At 38.1% G+C, this 19,886-nt stretch carries 14 protein-coding genes; 4 read left to right on the top strand and 10 right to left on the bottom strand.

The genetic code is table 11. The features are described 5' to 3' along the window. Positions 1–53: 53 nt before the first annotated feature. The 4 genes from WBF63_RS02475 to WBF63_RS02490 form a co-directional block, all read right to left on the bottom strand. Positions 54–2,003, bottom strand: coding sequence for a tetratricopeptide repeat-containing sensor histidine kinase (locus tag WBF63_RS02475; protein ID WP_424368113.1), 1,950 nt, complete (start codon positions 2,001–2,003; stop codon positions 54–56). Between the two features lie 167 nt (positions 2,004–2,170). Beyond that, complete coding sequence (locus tag WBF63_RS02480; protein WP_424368114.1) at positions 2,171–2,698, bottom strand: DUF6252 family protein; 528 nt, start codon at positions 2,696–2,698, stop codon at positions 2,171–2,173. Between the two features lie 162 nt (positions 2,699–2,860). Next, complete coding sequence (locus WBF63_RS02485; protein ID WP_424368115.1) at positions 2,861–3,511, bottom strand: response regulator; 651 nt, start codon at positions 3,509–3,511, stop codon at positions 2,861–2,863. 21 nt (positions 3,512–3,532) lie between these two features. Beyond that, positions 3,533–4,588: an anhydro-N-acetylmuramic acid kinase gene (locus tag WBF63_RS02490; protein WP_424368116.1), complete on the bottom strand. Its 1,056-nt coding sequence runs from the start codon at positions 4,586–4,588 to the stop codon at positions 3,533–3,535. Between the two features lie 47 nt (positions 4,589–4,635). Between WBF63_RS02490 and glyA the strand changes: the two genes are divergently transcribed. Beyond that, positions 4,636–5,907 carry a serine hydroxymethyltransferase gene (gene glyA, locus WBF63_RS02495; protein WP_424368117.1) on the top strand — a complete coding sequence of 424 codons (1,272 nt, stop codon included), beginning with the start codon at positions 4,636–4,638 and terminating at the stop codon, positions 5,905–5,907. Between the two features lie 55 nt (positions 5,908–5,962). On the opposite strand, the gene WBF63_RS02500 is transcribed toward glyA, so the two are convergent. Next, the gene (locus WBF63_RS02500; protein ID WP_424368118.1) at positions 5,963–7,105 is read right to left on the bottom strand and encodes an ATP-binding protein; all 1,143 of its coding nucleotides are present in this window, start codon (positions 7,103–7,105) and stop codon (positions 5,963–5,965) included. Positions 7,106–7,219: 114 nt separating this feature from the next. Further along, on the bottom strand, positions 7,220–7,576 hold the full coding sequence (locus WBF63_RS02505; RefSeq protein ID WP_424368119.1) for a DUF4260 domain-containing protein: 357 nt from the start codon (positions 7,574–7,576) through the stop codon (positions 7,220–7,222). Positions 7,577–7,675: 99 nt separating this feature from the next. Between WBF63_RS02505 and WBF63_RS02510 the strand changes: the two genes are divergently transcribed. Further along, the gene (locus tag WBF63_RS02510) at positions 7,676–11,122 is read left to right on the top strand and encodes a hypothetical protein (RefSeq protein WP_424368120.1); all 3,447 of its coding nucleotides are present in this window, start codon (positions 7,676–7,678) and stop codon (positions 11,120–11,122) included. 433 nt (positions 11,123–11,555) lie between these two features. Here WBF63_RS02510 and WBF63_RS02515 read toward each other — a convergent pair whose 3' ends face one another. Both WBF63_RS02515 and bshC read right to left on the bottom strand, forming a co-directional pair. Continuing rightward, on the bottom strand, positions 11,556–13,514 hold the full coding sequence (locus WBF63_RS02515) for a LysM peptidoglycan-binding domain-containing protein (RefSeq protein ID WP_424368121.1): 1,959 nt from the start codon (positions 13,512–13,514) through the stop codon (positions 11,556–11,558). Positions 13,515–13,552: 38 nt separating this feature from the next. After that, entirely contained in the window at positions 13,553–15,157 is a 1,605-nt protein-coding gene (gene bshC, locus WBF63_RS02520; RefSeq protein WP_424368122.1) for a bacillithiol biosynthesis cysteine-adding enzyme BshC, read from the bottom strand. A 136-nt stretch (positions 15,158–15,293) separates the two neighbouring features. Here bshC and WBF63_RS02525 point away from each other — a divergent pair, with 136 nt between their 5' ends. Further along, positions 15,294–15,857, top strand: a complete 564-nt coding sequence (locus WBF63_RS02525; protein WP_424368123.1) for a hypothetical protein — start codon at positions 15,294–15,296, stop codon at positions 15,855–15,857. Between the two features lie 56 nt (positions 15,858–15,913). On the opposite strand, the gene WBF63_RS02530 is transcribed toward WBF63_RS02525, so the two are convergent. After that, the gene (locus WBF63_RS02530; protein ID WP_424368124.1) at positions 15,914–17,428 is read right to left on the bottom strand and encodes a GH3 auxin-responsive promoter family protein; all 1,515 of its coding nucleotides are present in this window, start codon (positions 17,426–17,428) and stop codon (positions 15,914–15,916) included. 36 nt (positions 17,429–17,464) lie between these two features. On the opposite strand from WBF63_RS02530, the gene WBF63_RS02535 reads away from it, so the two are divergent. Continuing rightward, positions 17,465–18,256, top strand: coding sequence for a DUF2797 domain-containing protein (locus tag WBF63_RS02535; protein ID WP_424368125.1), 792 nt, complete (start codon positions 17,465–17,467; stop codon positions 18,254–18,256). A 62-nt stretch (positions 18,257–18,318) separates the two neighbouring features. Here WBF63_RS02535 and WBF63_RS02540 read toward each other — a convergent pair whose 3' ends face one another. After that, entirely contained in the window at positions 18,319–19,797 is a 1,479-nt protein-coding gene (locus WBF63_RS02540) for a T9SS type A sorting domain-containing protein (protein ID WP_424368126.1), read from the bottom strand. Positions 19,798–19,886 lie beyond the last annotated feature (89 nt).

The raw sequence follows: 19,886 nt of genomic DNA on the forward strand, positions 1-19,886 counted from the left end.
TAGGTCATCTACTTCAATTTAAACAACCCAAATGTAAAAATATTCTGATTTTTCTAAAAAACAATTTTCAATTCGGTTCCAATTCCCGGTTCCGATTTTACAATCAATTCACCTCCTAAATCAGCGACGCGCTTGTACATATTGTTCAAACCATTTCCGGAATCTTTGGACAGATTTTCCATTCCCTTTCCATTGTCAGAAACCTGAACTTCAAAATGATTTTCTACTTTTTCAAATACAACTTTGATTTTGGAAGCTTCGGCATGTTTAATGGCATTATTGACCGCTTCCTGAATGACTCGGTATAAATTTATGCCTTCAAAAGCTGTAAACGAATGATTTTCATCGATCGATTCATTCATTTTCACTTCAAAATCAATGTATTGGACATGAGATTTGGCATTTTCAAGAAAGTTGCTGATGCGTACTTTTAAATCGGAAAATCGGATGTTTTCTTTGTTCATTGCCCAAATTGTATCCCTTAATTCGGTGATGGTATTTCGGGTGAAATGATTGATGGTTTCAATTCTTTTTCCGGCTGCGTGATTTTCATTGTCCAATTGAAATTTCAAATTGTCCAATGAAGAAATGATGAAAGTCAATTGGGAACCGATGTTGTCATGCAAGTCTCTCGAAATCCGAAGCCGTTCTTCTTGCACTTTATTTTGAGTCTCAATTTTGATTAGAGCATCTTTGAGTTCGTTTTCTTTTTGAAGTTGGAGGTTTTTCAACCTTTGGTTTCGATAGACGAAATAACCAATCAATCCAGTTAAAAGCACCAAACCAATTATCAAAACGATCCAAGTGTTTTTTCTTTCTAAACTCAATTTGTTCTCTGCTAATTCCGCTCTTTGAACCAGAATTTGTTTTTCTTTTTTTTCCGTTTCATATTGTTTCTCTAACTCAAAAACGGTTTTGGTTTTTTCAAGCTCAAATAAAGAATCTCGTCCTAGCGCATAGGTTTCCATTTGCGTATAAGCTTCTCCGAAATTCTGGGTTTGGGCATAAGCCTTGGCCAAAATTCTTCTGATTTCAACTTCAAGTAATACGGCATTTGAATTTTTGGTATAACCAAGCGCTTCCTGTAGTTGATGGATGCTGGATTGGTTTTTGTTTTGCTTCAACAGCATTGATCCATAGGCCTTTAGGGAATTGGCAATTTCGTAGGTGTTTTGATATTTTTTATTCAAATCAATTGCTTCTCGGTAGTATTTCTCAGCTTTAGGGTAATTCTTCAAACTATCATACGCCACAGCAATGTTGATCAATGGATAGGCAGTATACCGTTCATAGCCAATTTTTTCATAAAGACTTTTTGCTCTAATTGAGTAATCAATGGACTCATCATATTTTTTCATGAGTAGTAAAACCCCGCCCATATTTCCTTCTGATACCGCAATTCCAAAGTCTAAATTCAAATCTTGGTAAATTCTATGTGCTTTTTGATAATAATCAAGGGTTTTCTCGTATTCTTTTTGTGCTTTATAAACGATCCCGATGTTGGACAAAACCATGGCTTGTTTTTCCAAATCTTTTTCTTTTTCATAATTGCGCAAAGCAAGGAAATAATGCTCTAGTGATTTCGGGAAATTGCCCAATTTATCATAAGCGATACCGATGTTATTATAAGAATCACCGATTTTAGTAAAATCATCTGATTTCAATCTTAAATCAAGTGCTTTTTCGTGATAAATCAACGAAGAATCGGTTTGGCTTTTGTATTCGTAAACATTTGCCAAATTATTATAAGTTTCAGAAAGAACCGTTGGTGTTTTCTTTTTTTTAGCTTCTTTTAAGGCTTTTTTTGCGTAGTCTAGGGATTTCTCCAAATCGGTCGCATCATAGAAAATGGACAATTGGAGGAGGGTTGCGGTTCTTTGATCAATGTCTTTGTTTGACTGAAGAACTTTGACCAAACTGTCTTTTTTTTGGAGGTTTTGTCCAAATGCACCGGAATGAAATATCCAGAAAATCAAAATGAAAAAGGACAGCGACCGGTTCATGTACGTTAGTTTTTGTGAGTTGTAGAGATTCAGCGATCAAAAATGGCAGCCGAAATCCAAATTTAAACAATTTGGTCTAAATTTGAATTTCTTGCATACTACCATTTGAGTTCTCTAATTTTTAGGTAGAGTTAGGGCTTTTAGAAAAACTCAATTGAATTTCAGGCTTAGTTCAGGGCGATATTAAAAGAACCCTCTGTGATATTTTTGATGTTTTGTGCTTCGTTTTTTGCTTTAAAAGAGAAAGTTCCCTTAATATTAGTGTCGTTCACTTCAGAAATGTTGATTTCTCCTACCTGGGTGTCATCATAGGGTGCAGCCCAAGTAACTACGTTTGGATTGGTAGGATCGGATAAATCTACTTCTGTTTCGACATAAGAAGCGACATTAAAAACATTTGCTCCACCTCCAATTGGATATGTTCCTACACCATCATAACTGGTAATGGTCATGACAATTGCTTTACTTGAAGTTCCACCTGTATTACCTTGGATCTGAATGGAACCTCCACTAATCGTAGCAAACGTTGCCATTTCTACAGATGTAAATCCATCGCCATCTATTTTTGCAGTGATTGTTCCTTCAGCAGCACTTCCACCGCCGCCGCCATCGTCATCGCTTTTACATGAAAAGGTAAATACAGAAGCTATAAAAAGCGTAAGAATAAATAGGTAAGATTGTTTCATTGTTTTCATAGTTGTAGTTTTTTTGATGTTTATGAAGACAAATTTAGTAGGATGACCTTTGCGGTTCAATAAGGCAATTGACGTATTTTGATTTACGAAGTACGATTTACGATTTACGAACTATGATGTTTTTACACCCAACATTTGTCACCCTGAGCTGAGTCGAAGGGTTCAAATCAAATTATTTCGTTCGGCTTTTTGGATGGCTTCGAGTTTGTTGTGAACTTGTAGTTTTTTGTAGATGTTCTCGATGTGTTTGCGGACAGTGCTGGGCGATAAAAATAGATTTTCAGCAATGACTGTATAACTCAATCCTTTGCTCAATTGTTCCAAAACATCTATTTCCCGAGAAGAAAGTTTTATTTCTTCTTCTTTTTCCGGACTTTTAAATTCAAACGGATTTCGTAAAAGCTTTAAAGTTTTTAAAGCGATGGACGGTGTCATGGCAGCGCCGCCGTTGAGCGTTTCGTTGATACCGTTATACAAGGTTTTTGGGTCGACTTCTTTTAATAAATATCCGTCAGCTCCGGCTTTGATGGAGTTGAAGATGTTTTCATCGTTGTCAAACACGGTCAGCATCACGATTTTGATCTGAGGATAGCGTTTTTTGACTTCTGCTGTCGCCTCGATTCCGTTCATTTCCGGCATTTCGATGTCCATCAAAATCAAATCTACAACCGAATCATTTTCCAGTTTTTCTAACAAATCTTTTCCATTCACTGAAGTAAATTTGAGTTTTAAATCCTCAAAAAAAGATAATTTTTCTCCGATTACTTTCGTAAGGAAATGATTATCGTCAACCAGGACAATTCGTTTGTTCATCTGATAAAAATAACAAAAAATTTAGGAAATGACCGTTCCAGAACTATGGTCTTTTCTTGCTCCTGTAACCGAAGCCAGTACATTTATTTTTTTCTCCAGTCGCAACAATCCCATAAAAGCAAATATCAAGGCTTCTTTGTATTCGATGATTTGTTTTTCGGGTAAAATAATTTGGCAATCCGTTTTGGTTTGAATTCGTTCAATTAGAAAAACATTGTATGCGCCACCACCCGTAATGAATACATTTCGAATCGAATTTTGATTCAAAACCACAGCAATTTGTTCGGCGATATGTTCCGTAAATGTGGAAATTATATTCTCCGTTTTTAGTGGATATTTTTCAATTATTGGATAAATTTTCTCATTGCACCATTCGATTCCCAATGATTTGGGATGGGTTTTCTTGTAATAATCCAATTGATTTAACTCTTCTAATAAGTTCAAATCAATTTTTCCAGAACCTGCTATTTCACCATTTTTATCGTAAGGTTTCCCAATTTGTTCTGTCAATTTGTTCAAAACAATATTCACCGGACAAATATCAAAGGCAATCCGAGTTGAATTTCGCTCAAAAGAAATATTTGAAAAACCGCCGAGGTTTAAACAAGCATCAAATTCTTTGAAAAGAAATCGATCTCCGATCGGTACCAATGGCGCTCCTTGACCGCCCATCAGAACATCTTGCGAGCGAAAATCAAAAATAGTTTTGATGCCTGTTTTGACGAAAATCCCTTGTCCTTTTCCGATTTGAAGTGTATAGTTTTTCGTCGGATTGTGAAAAACCGTATGGCCATGTGAAGCAATAAAATCAAGGCTTTGAATTTGATGATTTTGAATGAATTCTTTGGTGATTTGACCTAAATAAATCCCGTAATCAAAATCAAGTTTGGTGATTTCTTCTGCAGAAAGATGAATGGCGTTTTTTAGTTTTTCTTCCCATTCCGATGGATAAGAAATCGTTTCCGCTTTTAGAATTTCGAATTGGTAATCCGGAAGATCAAATCGAACGTAACAAATATCCAATCCGTCGAGCGAAGTACCTGACATAAGTCCTATTGCAAAAAGCGTTTTCATCATATAAAACTAAGATAAATTCAGTATTTTTGTTAATTAAAATTTTTATAATGGCACAAGATATTATTTTCGATTTGATTGAAGATGAAAGAGAAAGACAAACCGTTGGTTTGGAGCTAATTGCATCTGAGAACTACGTGAGTGACAACGTCATGAGAGCAATGGGGTCAATTTTGACCAATAAGTATGCAGAGGGTTATCCTGGCAAAAGATACTATGGCGGATGCGAAGTAGTAGATCAAATCGAAACTTTGGCCATCGAAAGGCTGAAGCATTTATTCAATGCGGAGTATGCAAACGTTCAACCCCACAGTGGTTCACAAGCAAATGCTTCTGTTTACTTGGCTTGTTTGAAACCGGGCGATAAAATAATGGGATTGGATCTTTCACACGGCGGACATTTGACGCATGGTTCACCGGTGAGTTCTTCCGGAATGCTTTATCAAACTTGTTTCTATGGTGTAGATAAAGAATCTGGAAGGATTGATTATGAAGCGATGCGCCAAACTGCACTGAAAGAAAAACCCAAAATGATTATCTGCGGTGCTTCGGCTTATTCGCGCGATATGGATTTTGCGAAATTCCGTGAAGTAGCAGACGAAGTAGGCGCATTGTTGTTGGCCGATATTGCGCACCCGGCAGGTTTAATTGCCAGAGGAATTCTAAATGACCCGATTCCGCATTGTCATTTTGTAACTTCTACTACGCATAAAACCCTTCGTGGGCCACGTGGAGGTATCATCATGATGGGTAAAGATTTTGAAAACCCATGGGGCGAAACAACGCCAAAAGGAGAAATCAAAATGATGTCTCAGCTGCTGAATATGGCGGTTTTCCCGGGAACTCAGGGTGGTCCTTTGGAACATGTCATCGCTGCGAAAGCAGTTGCTTTTGAAGAAGCGCTGTCGGATGGATATATGGAATACGCAGTTCAACTGACCAAAAACGCACAGGCTTTGGCCAAAGCAATGGTGGGGCACGGGTACGAAATCGTTTCGGGCGGAACTGACAATCATTTGATGTTGATTGACCTACGAAACAAAGATATCACAGGTCGTCAGGCAGAAAACACATTGGTTAAAGCCGAAATCACTTGTAACAAAAACATGGTTCCTTTTGACGATAAATCTCCGTTTACGACTTCGGGAATTCGTTTGGGAACTGCTGCGATTACAACGCGTGGCTTGAAGGAAAATGATATGCAAACCGTTGCAGATCTGATCGATGAAGCTTTGATGAACAGAGACAATGATACCGTTTTGGAAGCGGTGGGCGATAAAGTTACTGAAATGATGTCTTCTCGTCCATTGTTTCAATGGTAAAAAATAAACCCGAAATTTCGGATAATGAAAACCTGCAGTTCTCCTGTAGGTTTTTTTATGTAATAAAATCGAGATAGTTTTTGGGATGAATTAATTCATAAGAAGCATCGGGATAAGCCTTTGCAAAAGCGGTTGGAATTTTCGGTTTTCGGTTTTCATTCCATTTGAATTCAAATCCGGCGATGGACTCGTTTTCGGTTTCTACCCAGTCCAGTTCTTGCTGATCGTAAGTTCGCCAGAAATAATTTTCTTTTTTAAGTTTCTGATAATTTTGCTTTTTAATTCGTTCGTAAGCAATATAATTTTCCCATAATTCGCCCGCATCATTGCGCATATCCAGTCGGTTAAAATTATTGATTAATGCATTCCGAATGCCGTTATCGTAAAAATACCATCGGCTCGATTTGGTGATTTCCTTGCGTAAATTTCGGCTGAAACCATTTATTTTGTACAAAACAAAAACTTTGGAAAGCAAATCCAGATAGCGTTCTACGGTGTTTTTTGAAATCTGTAACTGATTGCCCAATTCCTGCAAGGAAACTTCTTTCCCAACTTGAAAAGCAATCATTTTGAGCAAATCGTAAATTTTGGCTGAATTTTTAATTCCGTCGTAGATTAAAATATCTTTCAGCAAATACGAACTGATGATTTCGTTCAGGTATTCTTGTTTTTCTTCCCAGTCCGGATATTGTTCCAGTTCGGGATAGCCGCCAAATAAAAGTCTTTGTTCCAGATTTTCGGTGGTTTCTTTGTGATTTTCGAATTGAGAAAATTCAATTTGCGACAACGGAAAAAGGTAAAGTGTATTTTTTCTTCCGACCAAAGGTTCACCCAGATTATTGGCCATATCAAACATAGATGATCCTGTGGCGATAATCTTGATGCCATCAATAGAGTCCACGATTAATTTCAAAATCCATCCGATTTCGGGAATGTGCTGAGCTTCATCAATCGCCAGAATTTCAATTCCGTCCAAAAGACGTTTGTAATTAGCAACCGAACGTTCGCGCAATAATTCTGCATCGTTTACGTCCTCACCGTTCAGTGATAAGTATTTTTCTTTGGGAATGGTTTCCAGATAATCCTGAATGAGCTTGGTTTTTCCCACACGACGTGCGCCTAATAAAATCAATACTTTATTGGGTCTGACTTTCTTTTCAAACTCATTTAATAATGCTCTTTTGTAGCGATAGGCCATTTTCTGACGTTCTATTTCACTACAAAATTACGTAAATTTTGTTAATTCAGTCAATCAACTGACTGATTTTACGTTAATTCCGTCAGTTGACTGACTGAATTTACATTAATTCCGTCAGTTAGAAGGGCCGATTTTACCCAAATGTGTGTCTTTGAAGCTGGAAAAATATTTAAGTCCGTATCCGAAAATCCGATCCATTACCGAATGGGCCAATAAAATTATTCCCACAAACTGTATCCATTCCGAATGAAAATAAATCCCAATCAGATAAACCACAACCGCCAATAATTGATGATGGAAAAAATTATAAAGCATTGCCCCAAATTTATTTCCAAAGGCATATCCGATCATACTTAAATCGGGCAACAAAAGACAGGCGGGAAATGCCCACCAAGGAAAATCCAAAAGCGAAAACAAATAAATCGATAAAATAAAAAGTCCCAGATTTTCCAGTCGAAGCAGTGTTTTCATAAACAGAGTTTTTTTATAAGTTGCAATAATTCGGCTTTGTTACAGATAAGGTGTACGACAAACGTCAAATTTCCGTTATTTGTACTATAAATCCAGAAGTTGTCGTCAAAAATTTACATATCTCTTTTTCTGTTTATCTTTTTCCTGAGTGTTTCGGCTCAGGTGCCGGATTGGGAGAATGATAACTTCAGAAAGGATTCTATCAGCGTTTCCGATACGGTTCAGCTCAATGCCGGAGTGATTTTGCCCGATAAATTCATGATTAGGGACGAAGCCGGAAATCCCATTTCCGAATTGTTTTATCAAATTGATTTTGCCAAAGGCGAAATTATTTTTGATGAAAGTTTAAAAGGACAAAAACTATTTGTCTCTTATTACATTCATCCTGATTTGCAACGCACTTCGGTATTTTCCAAAGATACAGCGCTTATCATTGAGCCTACTCAGGAACATAAATATTATGCTTATGGCGAAGATTTGAGAGAGATTCGAAAACCTTTTGACGGACTCAACAGCCGGGGTTCATTGGTTCGGGGAATTCGTTTTGGGAACAATCAAAGCGCTTCGGTTCAATCCTCTTTGGATTTACAGCTCACCGGAAATTTGACCGAAGAAATCGGGATTAATGCTGTGATTTCAGACAATAATGTCCCGATTCAGGCGGACGGTTATACGCAACAATTACAGGAATTTGATAAAGTTTATGTCGAATTATTCAATAAAAATTCGAAAATCCGCGCAGGGCACATTGATCTGATTCAGGAAAACGACTTTTTTGGAAATTTCAATCAAAAGGTAACAGGTTTACAGGTCGGCACTGAACTGACGCACAACAATGACTCCAAAACAAGAGTTCAGGTCGCTGGAAGCGTCACGCGCGGAGAATTCGCCACCAAAAAAATTGTGGGTCAGAATGGGAATCAGGGACCGTATAGGCTTTCAGGAAACAATAACGAATTGTATATCATCATCGTTTCGGGGAGTGAGAGGGTTTATCTGGATGGCGTACTAATGACCCGCGGCGAAAATCAGGATTATGTCATCAATTACAATACCGGCGAACTTACCTTTACCAGCAACCGACTGATTACCGATAATTCACGAATTACAGTCGAATATCTTTATGCCAACCGAAGCTATTCGCAGTTTCTGATGTATGCCGGCGTAGAACACGAATCGGAAAAATTCAGAATTGCCGGACATTTTTATTCAAATGGTGACTCCAAAAATAATCCGCTAAATGAAAACCTCAGCGATGCTGATAAACAAATTCTTGCCGATGCCGGAAATAATCCCGATGAAATGTACAATACAACGGCTGTTCTGACTGAATACGATCCCGACAAAAATTTATATCGGAAAATTATCATTGACGGCATCGAAATTTTTGAATTCTCTGATAATCCCGAAGAAGAACTCTATCAGGTAACCTTTACCTACACCGGAAACAATAATGGAAATTATATTCAGTCCAATGTAGAAATCAACGGAAAAATCTTTCAATATGTGCCGCCGGTTGACGGAATTCCACAAGGGAATTATGAACCGATCCGCCAATTGATTCCGCCCAAAAGACTACAACTTTACACACTAAATTCGCAGTATAAATTAAAAAATGGAATCATCGGCATTGATCTGGGAATGAGTAATGAAGACCTGAATCTATTTTCAGACAAAGATGATGGCGAAAATGTAGGGCTGGCCGGAAGAATTTACGGAAATCAGAATTTTGAGTTCAATACGTGGAAACTTCAGCCACAACTTGAATTCTCTTATATTCAGAAAAACTTTAATTCCATTCAGCGTTTAAGATCGGTAGAGTTTACCCGTGATTTTAACCTGAAAGACGAACTTTCAGAAGCCAATCAGACGTATTTAAGAGTCGGTTTGGTGAGCAGTTATCAGGATTCATTGAAGATGAATTATAATTTGCATTATCTGCAAAACCAGGCGCAGTACAATGGCGTGAAAAACGATTTGAATCTGAATTATCAGTCCGGGAAAAATTATGCACAAGCCAGTTTCTCTTTGTTGAATGCGGAAAATAAAAGCCTGATTAATCCTGATTTGGAACCCGATAAATCACAGTTTTTACGTTATCAGGCGCTGGCCAAAAGAAAACTTTGGAAATCGATTTGGGTGGGCGCTCAATATGCCGGCGAAGTCAACGAAATTGAAGACCACCTCAACTTTTCCGAAGGAAACAACCTTTCCAATCTTTCCTTCCGCTGGGACGAAATTCAGGCGATGGCGGGAATTGGCGATACTGCAAAAATCCACGCCCAACTGACTTTTTATAACCGTCGTGACGACTCTATGCGTTTGGGAATTATGCAACGACTGACCAAATCAAACGGACTGATTTTGCAGTCAAAACTTATCAACAAACAGGAACAACGTTTGGAAATGATGGCGCATTACCGTTCGGTGGATTATATTTTTGAAGACCATCCGCACGAAAATTACATCACCGGAAACATCCGTTGGTACAGAAGTTTTCTGCGTGGCGGAATGGTGGTCAATGCTTTTTATGAATTGGGGAGCGGTGTAGAACCTCAACGTGAATTTGAATATGTGAAAGTCACCGACGGAACCGGAATTTACAAATGGACAGACTACAACGGCGACGGACTTGAACAACTTGACGAATTTGAAGTTGCTGAATATCAGGACGAAGCCAATTACATCAGGGTTTATACCAACACACTTGAATATGTCAAAACCAACAAAAACAATTTCAATTTTTCACTCCGCCTGAAACCCAAGGAATTACTTAATTCAGAAAATAAATTTCTAGGAAGATGGATGCTCCAAAGTTCACTTCAATCAAGTAATTCATTACTAAAAGAAGGAAAAACGCTGGAATGGAATCCTTTTGTTGATTCAGATAATATGCTGAGCAAAATGCAGAGTATGCGAAGCAGTCTTAATTTCAATCAGGGCGGACAATACAAATGGTCTTCCAGCTACACTTATTCCCAGCAGGAAACCAAAAGTTTTGTTTTTACCGGAACCGAATCCAGAGATTCAAAAAGTCATTTATTAAACGCCAAATACAGACCCTGGGACAATTTTTATTTCCTCGCGGAAGGCGAGAACATCCGTACCCAAAGCCGTTCCGATTTGTTTGAAAGCCGCCGTTTCATCATTGAATCCTGGCGACTGAAACCCCAGATTTCTTATCAGGTCGAAAGCAAATTCAGCGCAGCGCTCAATTATACTTATCAAAATAAATCCAATCGAACGGGCGAAGAAAGCCTCAATCAATCTAATCTGGGGGCAGAAATTCAATGGAATGACGGCTCCAAATCCTCATTGCTTGGAAGTTTTAATTACATCAACAACCGCTTCATCGGAAATGCACAATCCGTGGTAGGAAACCAAATGATGGAAGGACTCAAACCCGGAAATAACTTCGTTTGGCAACTCATGTTGCAAAGACAACTCAATTCATTTTTAAGCGTAAATATCAGTTATGATGGTAGAAAAACCGAAGAAAACAAAACCATTCATACCGGAAATGTTCAGATTCAGGCGAGGTTTTAAATTATAATTTCCTAAGCTTATCTAAAAGTACTCCATTTAAAATCTTATAAAAGAGAAGGCATATTAAAAGAAATAATATAAATGAGATTCCAAAAATCTTATAGAAGTCATTAAGTTCCAGATAAATAAGATTTTTTAGAAAAAAACAGCCTATAGCAAACATGCTGATAACATGACTTAAACTCACAATTATAAAACTAAAAATATAACTTAAGTAGGGCTTTAAATCATTTAAAAGATGCTCCAGCATATAAAAAATCACACACAAAATAATGGTGTAAATAAAAATTAATAATTGCAAATGAAATGCTGATAAAACTTTCAGAAACGATGCGTTCTTATTTAAATTTACCTCGATAATTAAATAAGTGACTTCTTTAAAGAAAAAAAATAAAAGAATAAAACCTAAAAGCTTTAAAATCCCTTTCATTTACTAATCTTTAATATCACCCACATCATCTGGAGATTCATCAGCTTTGACAAACAAACGCACAACACGCACCGCTTTGTTCACATACGCTTTTCCTTCTTTTTCATATTTGAATTTCGTAGCCAAACGGGTTTGTTCAGTCCCGAGTGAATTCAAAACATCACCGCGGTTGTTCATTCTTTCTACCAAATCATAGAAAACATCAAATCCGATTTGCTGGTATTCATTGGGTGTTACACAATAAACATCCAGGAATTTCTGTAGTGCAGCACGTTCGCCCGCACCATAAATATTAACCAGATTTACAGTACTGAACGCAAATCCTATGTTTTTCAATGCCGCGATGTTGGCCGAATTTTTATCGTTGTAAATATCATAAGCCGAAACGAATTTGATACCATACGCTTGTAGATTTTCGGCATCCATCGTTTTGATTTTGTTTACATAAGAAGTTCCTAAATTATTATTGTCCGAGACCAAAACTGTAATAATCGGTGTGAAATATTCTTTTTTCACAAGGGTTCCGTCGCTTAGTTTCTCATCAACGGTTTCAGATTTCTGCACGAGTTTGTTGGCATCTTTTGTAATGCTTATTTCCGCTCCGGAAATCTTCTTTTTCAGATTAGCAGATACATAATCTGCAAGTCCAGAATGTCTGTCATCGGTCAGAATCTGGATTTGCTGACCTTTGTAATTGGCTTTGATTTCGTCAATGATAGCATCTGCAATGGCTTCATCACTCGGTGTGGCGATGATTACATTTTCCAATTCTTTCAGATCATCTGAATTGCTCAAAGGCGAAACCAGTGCAATTCCCGAACCAGCCAGCATATTGGCCATCGATTTAAAATTCGAAGCAAACAAAGGTCCAACTACTACGTCAAATTTTGAGAAATCGGTGTTCACAATCAGATTTTCAAGTGATGCCGACTGATTTTCTGAATCCAGAACTTTCAGATTGATTTGTTTTCCTTTTCGGGCAAGTGAATCCAGCGCCATTTTGGCTCCGATTAAAATATCGGTGGAAATATTCTTTTCCTGCGAACTTGCCTGTGGATTATTCAGATGGAAAGGTAAAACCAGCGCTATGTTGATTTCGTTGTCGTTAATTCTTTTGATTTCTCCCGGCGCTTTGATGATGTTGGCTCCGTCCTGCAAAGGAATTTTCAGCACCATTCCAACTTTCAGTCCGTCACGGAGCTCAGGATTATGCTTCATCAAGTCAGCAAAAGAAACTTTGTAAAGCCGCGTAAGCGAATAAACCGTTTCGCCCTGTTTTACTTTGTGTTCGATAAATCCATCCTGAATTACAGCCGTGGTTTTTCCTTTTTTCGGAATATGGATATAGGAACCAACTTTCAATCCTTCGCTTTGCACAGAAGGATTTGCGATATAGAATTCATCTTCAGAAACCCCAAACATATTGGTAAGCGAGAAAACCGTTTCTCCACGCTGAACTTTGTGCATTCCTGCGGGAACGATTTCTTCCTGTCCGTTGGTTGATTTTTTCTTTGGAAATCTGATGATATCACCGGCTTTTAATCCTTGTTCTAATTGGGGATTCAGGCTTTTCAACGCCTCTTCACTGATTCCGTATTCGCGGGTAAGTGTATAAAGGGTTTGTTTGGGTTTAACTTCGTGGTAAATATAATTTGCATCCTCTTTGGGAATGATGACTTCAGTGGTTTGTTTAGATGGTTGTGAAGGTGTTTCTGGCTCCACTTTTGTAACGACAGGCTTAATAGATCCATCTGATTTTCCCGGAATTACCAGCACATCGCCTATTTGAAGTGATCTTTCATTTAAAAAAGGATTCGCCTTTTTCAAAGCGTCCTGTGAAACGCCGTATTGTTTTGAAATACCGTAAACGGTTTCTTTTGCTTGTACTGTATGTGTTTTTTCCTGTGCGAATAAAACTCCCGCCATCATAAAAAACAGAAATGCCCAAAACGCTTTTCTCATCTGTCCAAATTTAGAAAACAAAAATACAATTCTTTCTGTTAAGGTAATGTTTTTATCGTGAAACGGAACTCAACCGGTTGAATTTCATAGTAAATCATTTCAATTAAATCCAGACCATATTCCAGCCAGAATTCTGAGAAATTTGTGATTCTTTCCTGCAGATTACCGTTGGGAAAGAGTTCTGAGTAGAGTGTTTCGATGCGTTCCACACGCTCGGAATGTTTTATTTTTTCGGCTCTCAAAAGCCGTTTTTTCATTTTTTCAAGTCCTTTCAGTTGTTTGGTACGCTGTGCGTTGACCATCTTAGAGAAACTAACGTCAGTTTGGGTAGCTTTCGTGTCCAGTTCGTCAAAGATTTTTTGCAACTGTGATTCATAAACCTCAAAATCAATATCGGAATCAGAATTTTCGCGAACGTTTTGATTGACCAATTCATACAAAGGCAAAAATAAATCTTCGTAACCTAGATTTAATTTTTCAAGTTTCGAATGCTGTTTTTCGCTCAATAACAATAAAGAATTCCGAACCGAAATCATCGGAAATAATACATTTTGCGAATCAAAAAACGCCTTCAACTGAAGCCAATAGGCGATTTCGCCGCTTCCACCGATGTAACAAATATTGGGCAGAATCGTTTCCTGATAAAGCGGACGCAAAATCACATTCGGACTGAATTTTTCGGGATTTGAATTTAATTCTTGCAGAATTTCTTCTTTAGAAAAGCTGAAAGCTGAATTCAAAATTTGATAACTTCCATTCTCCAAAACAATTCGCTCGCGTATGTTTCCTTCGCCCAAATAAAACAAATTGATTTCACGTGGATTTACCTGAATCGAATAATTATTTTTTGATAGAATTTGATTTGTTTTTTCAATGATTTGGAAAGCCGTATTTTCCAGCAAATCCTCTTCAAATGCCGGAATCATTAACTTCTTAAGTTCCTTGTCGTCCCCGTCAATCAGCAAAAGTCCCCTTTCGCCAAAAAGCTGATGAACCAATTTTTTCGTGGCTTCGGTCAGGGTTTTGGAACTGAGATAAGAACTTTCAATCAGTTCGCGTAAAGACTTCGCATTTAAAGATTCAGGAAGATATTGAAAGAAATTTTGGAAAACCGTTTCGATACCATCCAAATTCAATCTTCCGACTGCGCCGACAGCTTCTTTCTGCCAAACAAACTTTTGATTTTTGAAATAAAAATGATTGATTTCCTCAAAATCATGATCTTCCGTCGCCATCCAAAAAACCGGAATGAAATTAAATTCGGGATGATTTTGGTTCATTACTTCACAGGATTTCAAAACCTGAAGGATTTTATGAAAAAAATACAAAGGTCCGGTCAGCAGATTTAGCTGATGTCCCGTAGTAATCGTCACTGAATTTGAAAGTCTGAATTTCTCGAGATTTTCTGTTTGTTTCAGACTTAAACCCAGATTTGATAACTGATTTTTTAAAGCCTGGTACGTAACTTCCCGATGCTGATAGTTCTGTAATTTTTCTTTTGCCTGTGAAATCAAACCGGATTCGGAAGGGAATTCTGCGTAGAGTGAAAAAGTTTCTTCCGCACCGTTCAGGTAATCCCGAATCAGCGGAGAAAATTTTCCATACTTTTTTGCATCCCAAGAAACTTTTTTAAGCAGTTCCAAATCCTTTGTTTAATTTTTAAAATTGAATCATACAAATCTACAAAGATGAAACCATTTTGCCTGCTAAATTAATTAGTTTGTATAATTGATTCATTCTGATTAAATTAGTTAATTATTAACTTAAAAAAATCGTGAAATGGGATTAGGTTCATTTTTTAAAAATTTATTTGGCGGATCTGGTGATAAAACGGCCGATGCAAAATCTGAAATTAAAGAAACCGGACGAAAAATTGCAGAAGAAGCCAAGGAAGCGGCTTCCACTTTAAAGGAAAAAGCGGCCGATGTCTGGGAAGATACCAAAGAAGCCGCAAGTGAAGCAAAAGAGAAGGCTTCCGAAACCTGGGAAAATGTAAAAGATAAAGCAGAAGATGTTTGGGAAGACACCAAAGATGCGGCGGAAAATCTCTCTGAGAAAGCCAAAGATACTTTTGAAGATGCAAAAGAAGCAGTTTCAGGTGCAGCTGACAAAGCGGAAGACAAAACCAAAGATGTAGCGGAAGATGTGAAAGATTCAGCACAAAATCTGGCTGCGGAAACCGAAGTAAAAACTGAGGAAGTTGTTCAGGAGCTGAAAGAAAAAACCACCGAAATCGAGGAAAAAGTTTCTGAAAATATTGCCAAGCTTGATGAAGAAGTTGACGAAATTACCCAAAAAGCCGAAGACCGAATGAAAGATATAGAAGAGGATTTGAATGACTGATCATCAGCATTTTAAATTAATTAAATAGTACAGCACAAAGATTTTGTGCTGTTTTTTTATCTGTTCATCTCCAGTAAAGGATCTAAAAACTCTCTGGAATTGGCTAATCGGGGTACTTTGTTTTGTCCCCCCAGCTTACCGCGGGATTTCAGCCATTCAAAGAATAAATTCTCACGTGCAATGTTTAGCTTTAATTGATTGAGTGTGATGTTTTTATATCGTTTGGCTTCATAATCCGAATTTAATTCCTGCAGGGAATTATCCAATAATTCAGTGAATTTCTCAATGTCTTCCGGTATTTTTTCAAACTCAATCAACCATTCGTGAGCACCTTTTTCATTTCCTTCCATATAAATAGGTGCGGCCGTAAACTCTTTTACAATGGCTCCTGTCGCGCGACAAGCACGTTTCAGTCCTTCTTCTGCATTTTCGATGATGAGCTCTTCGCCAAATGCATTAATGAAATGTTTGGTTCGCCCCGACACCAAAATCCGGAACGGATCTTTGGAAGTAAATTTCACGGTATCACCAATTATATAACGCCACAAACCGCCATTTGTAGTAATCACAATGGCATAATTTTTCCCGATTTCCACATCCTGTAACTGAACAATTCTGGGATTATCAGATTCGAATTCTTCCATCGGGATGAATTCGTAGAATATTCCATTGTCCAAAAGCAGCAACAAATCTTTGGAGTCGCTTTGATCCTGGATCCCGAAAAACCCTTCAGAAGCATTGTAAATTTCGTAGAAATTCAGTTTTTTATGGGTCAGATTCCGGTAGTTTTCTTCATAAGGTTTAAAGCTGATTCCGCCGTGGAAAAAGACTTCGAGCATTGGCCAGACTTCATCCAGTTTCGCTTTTCCAGTTTCCTGCAAGATATTGTTCAGCAAAACAAGCATCCATGAGGGAACGCCCGTGAGGCAACCAATGTCTTCCTGAATTACCGCTTGGGAAATCGCTTTCATTTTGGTTTCCCACTCAGTCATGAGGGAAATCTGTTTGTTGGGCGTATTCCGTAATTCGGCATAAAAAGGAAGATTATCAATCAAAATCGCGGATAAATCCCCGAAAAGCGTGTCGTATTTCTGATAAATTTCGCTACTCCCCCCCAATCGCAAATTTTTATTTTTGAAAATTTCGGTGTCGGGATGGTTGTGCAGATAAATGGCAAACATCATTTTGCCGGCGGCATAATGACAGTCGTCCAAAGATTCTTCACTAATGGGAATGAATTTGCTTTTGGCATTTGTGGTGCCCGAAGATTTGGCAAACCACTTGATTTTTCCTTTCCAGGAAACATCGGGAACGCCTTTCCGCGCCTTTTCGATAAAAGGTTCGAAATCTTCATATTTGACAAGCGGAACTCTTGATTGAAACTCATTTGTCGAGTCAATTTCATTGAAACCGTAAAGCTTGCCGTATTCGGTATTTCGGGCGATGGAAAGGTTGTTGAATAAAATATTTTCCTGGGTTTCAATCGGATTTTTAATAAAATTCTCAATCTGACGCATCCTTTTGCTCATCAGAAGTTCCATTACTTTATTGACCAATCCCTGTGCCGGCATATTTTCTTACTTTTATAGCAAATTTAAAAGAAAACAATGACTTTTGAAGGGCAGATTCGCAAGATGATTACCGAAAACGGAAATCCGATTCGTTATTATTTAAATCTGAAAGATGATTTTCTAGATGTTAACCAGCAATTGGGCAAAAAAATCAAGATCACCCATCTACACAATCAGTGTCTTAACTGTGGTCTTGATTATCAGATTTACCGTATGGGATATTGCAAAAATTGTTTTTTTACGGTTCCGGAAGCCAATGAAAACATCTTGCGCCCCGAACTTTCCACGGCGCATCTGGGCATTGCTAAACGGGATTTGGAATGGGAAAAGAAATTTGAACTTCAGCCGCACATCGTGTATCTGGCGGTTGCTTCCGAAATGAAAGTCGGAGTAACGCGAGCAACCCAAATTCCGACGAGATGGATTGACCAAGGCGCTTCCTATTCCACGATTCTGGCCAAAACTGACAACCGATACGAAGCCGGCGTGATTGAAGTCGCTTTGAAAAACCATGTTTCTGATAAGATTAATTATTTACGAATGCTCAGGAATGAAGTATTGGAAGTAGATTTGATTCAGCAAAAAGATTTGTTTAAAGTTTATATTCCCAAAGAAGAATTAAGGTTTTATTCGGCCGATAATTCGATTTACACATTTGAATATCCGGTGCTGCATTATCCCGAAAAAATCAAAACACTCAACCTTTTGAAGCAACGCGAATTTGAAGGGACATTGGTAGGAATCAAGGGTCAGTATTGGATTTTTGAAGATGGCACTGCCTGGAATGTTCGTGGTCACGAAGGTTTCTATGTACAATTGGAAATATAAAAAACCCGGACATAGCATCCGGGTCTTCCCTAACCAACTGTCTTATCAAATGAATGATAAGGTTAATTTTTAATGAATTTCAGGGTTTTTGTATTTCCTGAACTCATTTTTATTTTAATGAAATAATTTCCTTTTGGCAAAGCCGAAATATCAACCGATACATCTTTTTCGGTTATAATTTTCTGACCTGTAACCGAATAAACCTCTACCAGCTGAACCCGTTCAGAAGATTCAATATGAATTAAATTCTTAGCAGGATTCGGATAAACCGTTGCCGAAATTAAGAAATTTTCTTCTGAAATCCCCAAATTGTTATCCGTAAAAATAAAAGCCGAACCGGCATCCATCATATCGTTTTCACCGTTTGCATCAAAGTGATCACGTGGTGCACCAATGATAATTTCGTCAGAGTTCATCGCCACACTCCAACCAAAGAAATCTTCGATTATATCTTCTTCCGGAACAATCATCTGAACTTCTTCCCAGGTTCCATCATCTGTTTTTTCGTAAATGAAAACCTTTCCGGTTTCAAGTCCGTAAACATGCGGAGCGGTAATCGCCATACGGTTTTCATTCATCTCCACCATCCATGCAAAATAAGTATCTTCATTTGCATCCGGACCGGAAATTTTCTGGATTTCAATCCAGTTTCCCTCCTCATTTCTTTCAAAAACATAGGCTGCAGCCAAATTTGTTCCCGGGTGTCCTTCGGCGTAAGCCCCAATTACCATTTGATTTCCTGAAAGACTGATGGAATTCCCGAAATAAGTATTGGACTGCGCATCTGACGCCTGGATTTTCTGGACAAATTCCCAGTTTCCTGCATCGGATTTTTCATAAATATAAGCCGTTCCGGCACCGTTGTTTTCACCGCTTGCACCTGCAACCATATAATTACCCGAAATACTCACCCCTATTCCGAAGTTGATGTAAGGAATTTCTTCAGGGGCAGTAATTTTATGAGTTTCTGACCAATTATTTCCTTCGCGCTCAAATATATAAACTGCTCCAGACCAGTTGTCAGTTCCCGGTGCACCGGCAAGGATTGTATTTTCAAAAACATCCATGGAAGTCGGATTTACTGCAAGTAATGCACCATCGCTATAATCAGAAGCAATTAGTTTTGAATTGAATTCGAAATTATTTTCTGCCAGGTCATAAATATAAATGGCTCCGGCTCGTAAAGCAGTTCCGATATCGGCTCTCCCCGAAGCGATGGCAAGAAAATTCTCACCGAGTTTCATTCCACCACCGAATTCTGCCATTTCCGCCGCATCATTCGCCGTAATTTTCTGTGCGAACTCCCATCCGGAATCTGACTTCATGAAAACATAAGCTGCTCCTGCTGCAATACTTTCACGCGAAGCGCCTACCACCGCAAATTCATCATTCAATGCTACTGAGGTTCCGAATTCAGCTCGCTCCTCACGATCACCTGTAAGTTTTATGGTTTCTTCGAATTGTGCATTTCCTTTGATAGGCATCAAAGCAATTATAAAACCTACAAGCAAAATGGATAAATGAAGTATTAATCTCATCATAATTTATTTTTTTGTGAAATTAATCAGACGCCTCTGTTGAAACATGATTTCTTCGAAGACATTTTGTGACATTGCATAAAAAACTCAAA

The organism is Moheibacter sp., assembly GCF_049672845.1.
Lineage (GTDB): Bacteria > Bacteroidota > Bacteroidia > Flavobacteriales > Weeksellaceae > Moheibacter.